Raw genomic sequence first — 12180 nt, 5'->3', positions numbered from 1 at the left:
CCCGCGCGCCAGTCGCTCGTTCAGCTTTTGCTCAATATTTTTTGATCCAGAAGCGTAGATGCTCGCCCAATGTACCACACAGGTGTCGCCCTCTTGCGTCAGATACCAAGCTCGATACATTCATCGGACAAAATACAGGCCTTCGTCCGAATAGGTTCTCTGATTGGATGGGATGTTCACGCTGCAAACGGATCCTTGCGCTACTTTGCGTAATATGTCGTTAAAGGCTAACTCAACTCTGCTGTAGGATAGGATACGTTGTGGAAAAGGCGCCTTGTTGAATTCCACACATAGCCCGCCGCTCGCTTAGAAAAAGGTGACCGAAAAGCTGTCTTCGTTCGCGGCTCGCCCTGTGTCAGATAAGATAGGATTGAATTGCCATGTTCCGATCCACTGCGCAGAAATACCGTCGCCAGCATTCGTAACGATTGCGGTATTTGTGTCGCTGGTGGCCTCTGTCGAAACCTGTTGAAGCTCTATTTAGACGTGGAGCGTGACGCCGTGCCACGCAATTCCATACGGCCAATTTCAGGGATTGTCGCGTAGACCCTGTTAAGGCGTTCCCCTTCTGGAGTCACCTCTTTCTCGACAACTGCCGCAATCGTAAAGAACGGCTCCTCGCTCTTACCGGCAAGTATACGTCTCGCTTGGTCAGGGGTTTCGCCAACCCTATCTGGAATTTCGCGCACATTGCCAATTTCTTCGGGCAGGGGCGGATAGAAGAACAGTTTGACGGCGGTGCCCCGTGGATTGGTGGAATGCATTTTTCCAGTCAGCATGTCGATTTCGTCCGCTGGTAGAGGTCCCCCCTTTGCCGCGACAAGCCCTGCGCCGAGCAAGGTTGATACTGAAGTGGCCTCGGGTTCACCAACCAATGGCGAAGGTATGACGACAGGCCCCCCCGCAGCGGTTTCTTCTGGGAACTCACCCAAAACTGTCAGTTCTACTTCACTCTAGCGTTCTACGCTCGCACCAAGAATAGGCAGGTTGGCGATGACAGTACCGGGAATACCGCCTTCCATCGGCGTTACCTTGTCCGGGCTGCCTTTGAGCAACAGCATCGCCCTATCCAGCATGAGAACAGCATTTTTCAAAGGTTCACCGATGATGCCACGCGGGACATTCGTTTTTTTATACTGATCGGGGACAGGCGGTTCGGCCAACACGTCGTTGATCATAGGCTGCGGGATCTCTGGCATGCTCCTCCGATCATTAGGACGATTGGATAGCGCGCTATCTCCGCACGCAAGGCTTCTGAAGCGCGGTTGGCTTCGTCGGTCTTACAATTACTGCGAAGCGCACGAATTTCGTCCAGCTCGCGCCAACTGTCGCCTGTAAAGTCTTTGAGGTACCTCGCCCTCAAGTCATTTTGCAGTTTGGTGATGGCATTGCAGATATCAAAATAGCGTTTTCCACTTGAAGACTGTGCGAAGGAGATCGCATTCCACAGGGTGGAAAGTTCGCTGTTGTAGTCAGTGGCGTTCCACTCGAGCTTGAATTCTCGCCCCCAAGCTTCCTTTTGCGCGTCCTTGAAGTGGTTTCTTGAAACGTTGCATCTGGTGGCGCTACTTGGATCAGGTTCAAGCAAAAAAATAGTTTGCGACGTAACTCTCCAATGCTTTCTTCTCGTTCTCAATAATTTTCTTTTGGCACCTTCGCGCGTTTTTAATATGAACTTTGGCTGGAGATTCCCCAATTATATCTGCTTCGACAGCATTGTAGTGCAAGTATATATTCGAAACCAATTCTTGCTCCTCGATACGAAAGGGTTGCCCAAGTACCCAAAACACCTTTTGTGCAAATTGCCGTTTTTTATGAAGTGCTTACGCGGCCTCAGGAAAACGGCACTCCTTTAAAACCGTTCAGAACTTGCAAGTTCGACTTGGGCCAAAGTAGCGGGAGTTCAATTGCGCCGCTCATAGGGTTTTAGCTCCTCCATAATCAGCGCGTTGTCCTCACCAATCGCTGGCTGGCCTGTAGAGTCAGTAAAGTCTCCCAACCCCCCCAGTTCTTTCCATCCTTGAAAATCTGAATTCAGTAAACGCCTTAGCAGCTTCCTTTGTATTCGTTGCGTTTGTGAACTCTGGAATACCGCCAACGAAACTCATCCAATCCTTAATCTCGAACCCTTTATCGATGGCTTGATTGCATCTGGATTTCTCTTCGTCAGTTGGACCGTTGGATGAATTTACATATGCTTTCATCAGGCATTTGACCCCGTCAGACCTCAACTTATCAAAGGTATACGGGATGCTATACGCACCCGCAGGTGAGAGAGACCCTGCACCGAGTACTATGTATTCTGACAGCGTATTAGATCACAATGTCAGTGATGCAAGCATCATAGGCTTTGCTCATCGTCTGTACTCAAAACGGGTCGGTCAGGATCGGACGGTCTTTCGGCAGGCAATAAAAATTCTCGTCCTCTTTGAGTGACCCTATTTTGTTCTCAAAATCATAGTCCGGCTCATAGCCGACGCCAGATCCCGTCTGAGCGAAGGATGCACCAAGCATTGTGAGTATGGCGAAAACTAGATAGGAAAGGGCCGGAAACAATGAGAGTGCAAAGCGAAAACCAATCATCGAAACACCACTCGAGACGACTGCCCGAAAACCGATCTAGCGCTTTTGAATGCGACTTGAGCAATTATGAACATTGATCCTATGCGTGACATCGGCATCAAATATGATCCAAATCAAACGCCACAAAAGGTTGCAGATCGGGTTACGTAACGGGGTTCAGAACATCTGAGGCGCATATGGCGGTGCGTTGAGCTTGCGAAGCGGCCTCACTACCAACTGGCAACTTTCAAACCAAACTGAGAGTCAGCGGTTTGTTCTGCTTCAAGGAATGATAGGAAAACCGGTCAAGGTCTTTCGCAACAACGGGCGCGCAAGAAATATACAGGTATTAACCCCATACGGTTCTTCGACCCGCGTTCGAATACCTGGTCATTCGGGAATTGTGTTTGTCGATTTGCCTGAGCTAGCAAAATACGGGTTTCTCATGATCCATATCCTCGATGATGTATCATAGGGCAAAGTATCGAGACATCCGCGTTAACTATATTTCGCAAGATGTTGACTACGAGCGCGAGCTTGAGTTGAAGAGACAGGGACTCAATTAAAATGAGGAGGATTTAACATGAATTCCAAAGGTGTTTTGTTCGCACTCGCGGTTGCGTGTCTTCAACCGGTGATCGCGGGGGCGGACGCATCGGGGCCTGACTATTTCAAAGTGGTTGGCGTTGCGTGGGATGATGTTCTCAACATACGCAGCCGACCGACTCATAAGTCCGCCAAGATTGGAGAGATTCCACCCAACGGAGGTGGCGTTCAAAATTTCGGATGCATTGGCAGAATGAGCTATGTCGAATGGCAGGCCGCAACGCCCTCGCAACGAAAGGCTGCGCAAAAACGCGTCTGGTGCAAGATTTACTATGCCGGCATAAAAGGGTGGGTTGCCGGGCGGTTCCTCGCTGAAGGAACCGCGCCCTGAGGGGCGACCTGCAACAAAACTTGTTCGGCTGATGTCCAAACGCTCATCACCTTTAATCAATCCAAGGGGATCATCTCGGATTGAAAAGCCTTTCTGGCAGATTGTACTGATCAATCCAGCTGTACCAGTGAACATCTGTCGGTCCGATGACGTAGTCGACCACCTGCCAGTTATTCCCTTGCCGATGCATAAGCACCATCACGAGATCGCTCATCGCATCATTGGCCCAGTCGTTGGCATAGGGGGTGGAATACCAATCCAGCTTATTGCCATTAGGCTGAAGCGGCTCTGCCATCAGAAAGTACCACTCGCCATCAGTCCGGAGTTCCTTGACCAAGAAGATCACTTTTTGCTGAAGTTCTCGAAGCATCGGTTCCCGCGCGGTATTCATTACAGCTTTTCGCTCCGCAGTGCTGCGAGCGGGCGTATAGTAGTTCCGTGTGCGTGGCGCTGGTTGTGGCACAGGAGCCGCTTTTGGTGCGGGCTGCACGTTTGGAGCCGTAGCCACGGCGGTCAATCGTTTAATATTGAGTTGTGCAAGGACCGCAAATGTGCCGTCTGGCCACTGGTCAAGATATGCTTGGAACATCGCCGGATCACTTGCGTCCTGAATAGACTGCCAGAATGTCAGTTCGACATTTGTATCAGGCTTGGGAGAGGGGGCCGTCATCTCTGTAATCCGTTGGCGCGCCGTGTCAGCATAAACCCCGTTTGGGAACTGCTCTAGGTAGGCCTCAAAGCTCGCTGCTTGCACGCTGTCTTCAATGCTGGCCCAAAACGCCTGCTCCATATCCGTCGTGGGTGCCGATTGTGTTGTTTGCTGTTGTGTGGCTGCCACGATGGCCAACGATCCGATGACTTTCTGAGCAACGGGCTCAAAGTTGAGCTCTTGCCCGACGGGATAAAGCACGCGCACGTTGTGCAGCACATCGTCTACCCCACGAATCGTGCGCTGCTCCAAAACCTGTCCATTGTTGCGTAGTTTGAGCGTAAATCCCTGCTCTGCCACTTCTTGGATCAGGACCTCGGACCCTGCATAGTTGGCAAGGATATCGTTCATGATTTGACTGGTCGTCTGCTCAAGTGCGTTCTGTCCCCCCCATACCAGCATCTCCGCACCAGCATCACCGACAAAGCTTCGGCCATCGCCATTGGTTGGCGGCCTTTTGTCGGGGGCGAAATGCGAGGTCGGATATTGGACTGAAGTCCCAAAGCGGCTGTTAGTATAGCCCGTCCAGCCGGATGCCGTCACCGACTGAGGCGCTTTTTGCGCGGTCTGGGTTGGGCATGCAATCGCATCTTCTGGCAGGGTGAGGCTCATCGAGGCCATCAGGCTCTCAAAACCATTGCTTGCAAGCCATTTTTCGGTTGCAGCATGACGGACGATAATTGTGTCCCCATCGGCGAGACACTGATCCAACAGATACGTGGCATAAATCGCTTTGGCCGGCTTATAGCCGTCCATCCAATGAGGGTCTTTGCTCAGCCCAGACTTGATGGTTGCGGGGTGGCCGAATATCTCGCCGCGTGTCACCGATGGGGGAGTTTCGTACTTGTCGTCATTCTTCCAATCTGTGCGTGCTCGGTAACCTGTCTCAACGCTCAGCGAGGCGCTGATGGTGGGGGACGTAATGAAATTCAACGCATCAGCGGAGTTAAACTGGCGGGTCCACCCTTTGGGCAGTGGCATTGAATATTGAACAAGACCGTCGACACCGGTCTGTGCCTCCGGCTCTGGCGCCGCAGCCAGTCCGATGGTGCCAACCAGCTGTTCGATGATCGGGATAACATCTGCCTCGGGCAGGTTAATCGACGTGATCATAAGCGTATCCGTACGGCCTCTGTCGTTGAGGTCTTCTTTGTAAATAAGCTCAGCAAGAATAAAGAAGTCATCTTTGCGCAACACGGACCTTTTGCGCAGCAGGCGGGTCCCGTCATGGGCGATGATCGGGTCTGGATAGGTCAAACCGGTCTTGGCACCAGTCAGATCAACACCCATATCCTTTCCCGCCGTTTCTGGCAGGTCGTCCATTTCATCTTCAAATTCATCGACGGTGTTCGCATTGACAGTGTCAAGTACCACGCCAACGCCGCGTCTTTCCTTCATGTTAAAGTCGCCAACGGCCAAATTATACGTATCGTCCGGTTCGGTAAGCCGTTGCCACTCAGCGGGGGCGGCGAACGTGAGGCCAAGCAAGCTGTATTCTGTCCAGCCTTCAGGGATGATTACGACAGTTGTCTTGGGCAGTTCAGATTTGGGCTGTGTTATTGCCGGAATGCTTGGGTTGGCCACGGACGGGTCGCTGGCAACAGCGTCGGGCGCGCCAAAGTCATCTGCAATTTCGTCAAGCGGGAGCTCCTCGACAGACGGGGCAAAATCATCCATTCCTGCTGCGAGTTCATCAATCCTCGGCTGGAGGCCCTGCCCATAGCAACTCAATGCTGGAGCCATCAGAAGTGCTGTTAGGAGGGGAAGAGAAAGCGGTTTCATCATCTTGTTCATTTTAGATTTTCCAACCCTTTTTTCAAAACGCTGCGCAGCATTGCACCTGTTGCGCCATCAAGCGGAACGTATGTCATTTTTTCGCCCATCGTGATGTAGCCGCCTTTTACCTTGATGGTCATATCCGAAATGCAGCGGGTTTCGACGCGTGCGCCTGTGTCGTCTTCGGTATCGATGCGGCGCTCCACCTTGCATTGCGCCTGCGAAAGGGCGTCGCCCACCAGAAAACCGCCTTCGCAGTCTGATATCTTTGAGATATCTTCATAGCGCGGCGTGGTAAAAACCATGCTGGTGTTGCCGGCACCCATCGCACCCGGAGAGGCGCCACGCCACTCTTGACCGTCGAAGTCACCCATCACCAAAGCCAGCGAATAATCTGATACCCCTCCGACAGGGTAAGTCGCGATATCAAGATCGCTTGTGGGGGCAGGGCGCGTTTCCGTGCGGGTGGTGCTTTCGCCCTCAGGCGGGATTGTGTTCACTGTGCAGACCGATGGGGTCTCAGCGCGGTCGTAGACAATCACCATTGGCGTGACGGGCTCGCCAAACGATATAGCGACATAGTCGTTCACCGGCACCAACGGCCGCGTCTGCGTGCCTTCAGGCAGCTCAAGCGATATCTCCTTGGGCCAGCCTGCCTTAAGCATCGCCAGTTTCGTAATCTTCAATGTTCGAGGCTTTTGCGGGTGCAAGCTGCCTGTCCATTGACCGCCATTGGGCTTTTTCAAAATGATTTTGGCGGGGGCCACCAGATCAAATGCACCAATATCAATACGGATCACATCATTCAGTTCGTTGCGCGTTTTGTTGTTCAGGTCCTGTACAACACCTTCAAGCGAGCGATACCACTCCCGCCGCGCGATCTCGGGAAAGACCTTTTTGACAAGCATGGCCATCAATTTGGCGCGGTGTTCGTCTTCCAGCTTTTTCTTGATCTCATCGTTGATGCTACCTCCGCGAGAAAGCCCCCAGCTGCTAGCGTCGATATCACTGGCGTCCTGAAGGAAATCTCTGCTGTTCCAGAATCGCCCGACATAGTGGTCGATCTCGTTTAGAACCGTGCCGTTAAAGCCAGCAGAAGTGTGTGCGTTCTGGCGGTAATAATCGAGCAGGAATTTCCAGTCGTTGATCGTTCGTCCGCCCTCTGTCTGGCCCTTAATACGTTCAAGTTTTTTCTCTTTTGATTCCGTCCAGAGCGGTTGCACACCGTATTCACCTGCCTCTGCGTTCGCCTCAAGCTCGCGGTAATACTTGGTGTAGACCTGACGCCAGGCATCTGTACGGGCCAACCACGCACCCTTACCAAACTCCTGCAATGCAACGTCAATCACGAAGGTCGCCACATTGCCGACCTGAAGCGCCGCGCTACCCCATTTGCCGATGGCAAAACCCATAATGCCTTTATAGGCATTGATCCCAGCCGATTCATTGTCACCTGAACAAAGATCAATGTTGACCTGCCAAACCGTCATGAACAGGCCAAGGTTTGTCATCGCGCTGTTCACATTATTCAGCCCGCCCATTTCCAACGTGTTTTCCGCAATCGTGCCAACAGCGCCACCAGAGCCGAAGCCAAGATTGAACATGCTCCACCCTTCAGCAGCAGCAGCTTTTTCCATGGCCTCGCGGTTAGACACGACCTGCGCATCCGTCATCTGCCGCAAGCCTCTATCGGAGACGAAACTACGCATCGTCGCCAAGCGCTCTTTGACTTCGCGTTTAATCCTGAATTTGACTACCTTCTCGTTGATGGTACCTTGGTTCTCCGTAATCATAAGAATTTTCTTGAACCGCTCGTCGGCAGACACGGGGGATGCCAATGCTAAAGTCGACAGCGCCATGATACACATGGGACGCCTGAAAGTTGATTTGACGGTGAACATTAACCCCTCCGAAATTTCGCAAGGCGTAGCTCTTGCACCTAAATGGTAAACCGCGCTGCGAAAGTTACCTTTGAGAAATATCAAGCGTTTGGTTTGAGGTTATCTGTCGTCATTTCGGACGCTATCGTGGGCAGTATCGCGGTGGCTTTGCTCCAAGGTACATCGCTGGCCTGTTTACCAAGTTGCGATAAGTTGAATGCGGGAAAAAATTGGTGATTATATTGGTGTGGACACGCTTGGATTGCTTTTCAAAGGTGTTGACCGCAGTATTGCGCCTTGGCAGCAAGTCGCCCGCCAGTCGCCTTTGGACGATGTCGATGGTTTCGTAAAAGCTGGGTAATCCAATGGTCTGATCCCGACCCATAGCGTTAGAGTAAGCAAAGTCGGATATTTTCTTCGTGAATTTCATCGCTAGAATATGCACTTAAATCGAATTTCCCAAGCAATCTGAAAAAATCGCAAACAAGACTAAAAATATTACATAAGATTGATTACAAATCTAAATGTATTTACCTAGCATATTCTACATCGGGTTGCGAAAAATCCCCTATCTTGCCGGAAAGCAAGGAGAACGGAAGATGGGCCACACGGAGTTAGGATTGCGTGAGAGACGAACCATTGATGACTTGCTGAACGCAAAGATGACGTTGGATCATCTTGCGTGTGATCGAGTGGGTTAAGGGTAGCTTGGTGCCTAAGCAGATCGGCAATCGGATGATCCAAAAACGTGCAAAGCTGCGGTTCTGCTTAGAAAAACTCATCGCTACATCTACTCGAAAGAGGGCATGCGGGGTGACCTGTATCTGTCCAATCATTATGTCGCCCGTCGCCGAAGGCGATTGCGTAGACAACTCAAACTCCAAAGGGGTGTCAGTATCCTGCTCCGCTCTCACAATGTCGCACATCGCGTTCGGTTCGGGCATTGAAAAGGCAATATGATGTTGTTCAAACAGAAGCTACGGCAGACCGACGTCACTTCGCGGTAATCCTGATAAACTTGGATAAGAGCACGAAGCCAGTGACGGAAAAGCTCATTGCGGTCATCAAAGACCCGCCCTTTCAAGCACTCTGTTCAAATGCGTTTACTCGCGGCTTGGAGTTCGTGCACAGCACGCAAGGACTGATCGATGATCTGCTAGCGGGGATTGGTGACAATTAGGCTAAGATGGACAACAGCTTACGGTCAACGGTTATTAGTCCTTGATGCCCCGCGAAAGGGATCTTAAGACATTGGGCCCAAGAGCTCATTCTTCTCGGAATGCTTGGGCAATCTGATCGGTAAGTGGCTTGGTGAGATAACTCATCACGGTCCGCTGGGTTGTGGTGAGATACGCCTCAACAGGCATTCCTGGGATCAAGGTTTGATCTCCCAAACGGGCAAGCTCCGCCTCGGAAACCGCAATCTCTACACGGTAGAACGTCATGCCCGTTACTTCATCCATCGAGGTTGTTGCAGAAACATCTTTAACCTGCCCCTTAAGCTCGGGTGTTGTTCGCTGATTGAATGCCGGGAAACGGACATTGGCATTCTGACCGACGTAGACTTGATCAATGGCGGCTGGGTCCACGCGAGTTAGAAAAGAAAAGCCTTCATCACGCGGGATTAATTGCAAGATCGTTCCTCCTGGGGGAACAACACCGCCAAGCGTCGTGAACTGCATCTCGTGAATCCGTCCCGAAGCGGGTGCGCGAATTTCAATGCGGTCCAACTGTACACTGGTAGAAAGGATTTGCTGACGCAACTCTTCAATTTGAGTGAACGTCTCACGAAGTTCTGTTACGACCTGCTCCTTAATCTCACGACGGCCCTGAAGTTGTTCTATCTCGGTGTCGCGGATGGAATTTCTAATACGCGCCAGCTCTGACTGGTGTTCAGCAATCTGCCCCAACAGTTCGGCCTCCGAACGTTGCAAGCCACGTAACTGACTTGAACGCGCTAGTCCCTGATCCTTCAATTTGACCATAGAGGCTATCTCTTCCTCGATATAGGTCATTTGCTTGTTCTTGGCTTCAATCAAGGCCTCAACGCCAGCGATCTGATTAAGGAATTGGGCTGCTTTTTCGGTCAGTCGATCTTGGCGGCTCTGCTCAAGTGCAAAGCGTGCTTCAAAGATTTCGTTCTGACCTGTTTGATGTAAAACAGCATCCTGTGCATCGACCAGCGGATCAGGATCGGAGAAGGCAACAACGTGCCTCTCGAACTGTTCCGCAATCAAACGGTCGCGTAGTGCCAAGGCCTCAGACAATCGGGATTTGTAGATTCTCAAGTTTGCTTTGAGTGTCGTGTCATCCAACCGCATGAGCGGTTCGCCATATTCTACTGGATCTCCTTCGGCGACTAAAATCGTCTTCACTATGCCGCCATCAAGGTGTTGGACAGATTTGGTTCGCCCTGTCACTTCAACGGCACCAGCAGCGATAACAGCGCCCGTTATCTCAGCGTTGGAGGCCCAAAAGGCGCCACCGACGAACAAAACAACAGATGCCAACGCACCGATCAAACCAGGCCAGCGCATTGAGACGCGTAACGGGGGAGCTTTTGCGGTCATGGGGAGATCACCTGTGTTTGGGCCGCTTTATCCGCCACCGCTCTTGGTCGGGTCGCCTTTTTAAGTACCTCATCACGAGGACCAAACTCAGCGACACGTCCGCCATGCAGCACCAGCACCTTATTAACCGCTGCGATAGCACTTGGGCGATGGGCCATGACAACAACGGTTGTCCCCGCCTCGCGCAAAGCCAAGATCGCGTCGGACAAGGCATCATCGCCTGCCGCATCCAGATTTGAATTTGGCTCATCCATTATTACATATCGTGGGATGCCGTATACGGCGCGGGCCAATCCAATACGTTGCAATTGCCCACCAGACAAAATGCTCGAATCGTAAAATAACTGCGTGGCATAGCCATCAGGCAGTTGTAGGATCATTTCATGGACACCTGCCATCCGCGCAGCCTCAATCACCTTTTCATCAGACGCTTCGGGATCAAATCGGGCAATGTTGTCGCGCACTGTTCCTGTTGTCAGTTCAAGTTTTTGGGGTAGATACCCGATTTGCTGACCAAGGGCTGTTTCGCTCCATTGATCTAGGGTCGCACCGTCAAGACGCACATTGCCTTCATCAGGTAGCGTCGCGCCAACAAGGATGCGGGCCAGCGTGCTTTTACCAGATGCAGAAGGCCCGATCACCCCAAGTGCATCACCTGGCTCAAGATGGAAGTTAACCACGTCAAGGATCGGCGCGCGCTCATGCGCCCCAGGAACGTTTTTGGTGATATTGCTGACGACAAGATATCCGTTGGCAGGAGGTAAATCGATAACGGGTCTCGGTGTAGGCGCATCTGCAAAGACCTGCTTGAGCCGCTTATTTGCCTCACGCGCACGCACGACAGTCGCCCACTGGCCGATAACCTGATCAATCGGGGCCAATGCACGCCCTGCGATGATTGACGCGGCCACAATCATCCCTGCTGTGATTTCCTGTTGGAGTGCCAAGTAGCCGCCCAGTCCTAAAAGAGATGACTGCAAGAACAAGCGGAACGCTTTGGACATCGCAGTAAAACCCTGACTACGGTCAGAACCAACTTGACCCGTCGCCAGCCCGTCTCGATGCATTTCAGCCCACCGCGCAGAGACACCTGGACGCATGCCCATAGGTAAAACAGCCTCAGCTGTACGACGGCTTTGTTCGATGAAAAAGCTTTCGGTCCCATCCATTTGCATGGCGCGGGCAATATGTTCCTTGCTAAAGGCCTGGTTCATCAGAGCAAGAACAAGAACCACACAAACGCCGGCAACAGCTAACCAGCCAAGCCATGGATGTACAATAAACGTCACTCCTAAATAGAGCGGTATCCAAGGGAGATCAAAGAACCCGAGCATTGGCGGGCTGGCCAAAAATCCGCGCACTACAGCAAGGTCCGCCAACGGGCGGCTGAGCATCGGTTTATCTGCCAGTGCGGCCCTAAGCCAAATCGCATAGGCATCACCACTCACAGCCTGATCGAAACGGTACGCAGCCCGCGATAGGATACGATTGCGCAGAAAGTCATAGATGCCCATGAATACAAACAGTGCGAGTACGATAAGATACAGCGCCTGCAACGTCGGTACCGACCCGCTGGACAACACGCGATCATACACCTGCAACATGAACATCGGGCCTGTCAGCATCAGAATGTTGACCGCAGCACTAAACAGCGCCACTACAATGAACGAACCGCGCAGCCCTTGCACCGCCTGCGAATAGACGGTTTTACGCTCTTGTCTTGCTTTGTTCACGGGCCAACCTATC

General features: G+C 52.0%; 9 protein-coding genes. 1 reads left to right on the top strand and 8 read right to left on the bottom strand.

Translation table 11 applies throughout. From position 1 onward, the window contains the following. Positions 1 to 476: 476 nt before the first annotated feature. From Q0775_RS17235 to Q0775_RS17220, 4 genes are all read right to left on the bottom strand, one after another. Positions 477 to 932 carry a hypothetical protein gene (locus Q0775_RS17235; RefSeq protein WP_298863893.1) on the bottom strand — a complete coding sequence of 152 codons (456 nt, stop codon included), beginning with the start codon at positions 930 to 932 and terminating at the stop codon, positions 477 to 479. 21 nt (positions 933 to 953) lie between these two features. Then, the gene (locus Q0775_RS17230; protein ID WP_298863892.1) at positions 954 to 1199 is read right to left on the bottom strand and encodes a hypothetical protein; all 246 of its coding nucleotides are present in this window, start codon (positions 1197 to 1199) and stop codon (positions 954 to 956) included. After that, entirely contained in the window at positions 1175 to 1696 is a 522-nt protein-coding gene (locus Q0775_RS17225; protein ID WP_298863887.1) for a hypothetical protein, read from the bottom strand. Before Q0775_RS17225 ends, Q0775_RS17230 begins: the two co-directional genes overlap by 25 nt. Before the next feature lie 671 nt (positions 1697 to 2367). Next, positions 2368 to 2583, bottom strand: coding sequence for a hypothetical protein (locus tag Q0775_RS17220; protein ID WP_298863884.1), 216 nt, complete (start codon positions 2581 to 2583; stop codon positions 2368 to 2370). A gap of 562 nt (positions 2584 to 3145) precedes the next feature. Here Q0775_RS17220 and Q0775_RS20015 point away from each other — a divergent pair. Beyond that, positions 3146 to 3499: an SH3 domain-containing protein gene (locus Q0775_RS20015; protein WP_366863713.1), complete on the top strand. Its 354-nt coding sequence runs from the start codon at positions 3146 to 3148 to the stop codon at positions 3497 to 3499. A gap of 70 nt (positions 3500 to 3569) precedes the next feature. On the opposite strand, the gene Q0775_RS17215 is transcribed toward Q0775_RS20015, so the two are convergent. The 4 genes from Q0775_RS17215 to Q0775_RS17200 all read right to left on the bottom strand — a co-directional run bounded on the left by Q0775_RS17215 (position 3570) and on the right by Q0775_RS17200 (position 12167). Next, positions 3570 to 6002: a hypothetical protein gene (locus tag Q0775_RS17215; protein ID WP_298863880.1), complete on the bottom strand. Its 2433-nt coding sequence runs from the start codon at positions 6000 to 6002 to the stop codon at positions 3570 to 3572. After that, the gene (locus Q0775_RS17210; protein WP_298863877.1) at positions 5999 to 7885 is read right to left on the bottom strand and encodes a hypothetical protein; all 1887 of its coding nucleotides are present in this window, start codon (positions 7883 to 7885) and stop codon (positions 5999 to 6001) included. Before Q0775_RS17210 ends, Q0775_RS17215 begins: the two co-directional genes overlap by 4 nt. Before the next feature lie 1244 nt (positions 7886 to 9129). Then, on the bottom strand, positions 9130 to 10434 hold the full coding sequence (locus tag Q0775_RS17205) for an HlyD family type I secretion periplasmic adaptor subunit (protein WP_298863874.1): 1305 nt from the start codon (positions 10432 to 10434) through the stop codon (positions 9130 to 9132). Further along, complete coding sequence (locus tag Q0775_RS17200; RefSeq protein WP_298863873.1) at positions 10431 to 12167, bottom strand: type I secretion system permease/ATPase; 1737 nt, start codon at positions 12165 to 12167, stop codon at positions 10431 to 10433. Before Q0775_RS17200 ends, Q0775_RS17205 begins: the two co-directional genes overlap by 4 nt. Between the last annotated feature and the right edge of the window lie 13 nt (positions 12168 to 12180).

This window comes from uncultured Sulfitobacter sp., from assembly GCF_947499945.1.
Taxonomy (GTDB): Bacteria; Pseudomonadota; Alphaproteobacteria; order Rhodobacterales; family Rhodobacteraceae; genus Sulfitobacter.
Note: the sequence above shows the minus strand (reverse complement) of the source record. Positions and strands in the feature narration are given on the sequence as shown.

Coding starts and splice junctions, on each gene's coding strand:
- Q0775_RS17230 (WP_298863892.1), bottom strand. CDS start 1,199: ATGCCAGAGATCCCGCAGCCTATGATCAACGACGTGTTGGCCGAACCG.
- Q0775_RS20015 (WP_366863713.1), top strand. CDS start 3,146: ATGAATTCCAAAGGTGTTTTGTTCGCACTCGCGGTTGCGTGTCTTCAA.
- Q0775_RS17215 (WP_298863880.1), bottom strand. CDS start 6,002: ATGAACAAGATGATGAAACCGCTTTCTCTTCCCCTCCTAACAGCACTT.
- Q0775_RS17210 (WP_298863877.1), bottom strand. CDS start 7,885: ATGTTCACCGTCAAATCAACTTTCAGGCGTCCCATGTGTATCATGGCG.
- Q0775_RS17205 (WP_298863874.1), bottom strand. CDS start 10,434: ATGACCGCAAAAGCTCCCCCGTTACGCGTCTCAATGCGCTGGCCTGGT.
- Q0775_RS17220 (WP_298863884.1), bottom strand. CDS start 2,583: ATGATTGGTTTTCGCTTTGCACTCTCATTGTTTCCGGCCCTTTCCTAT.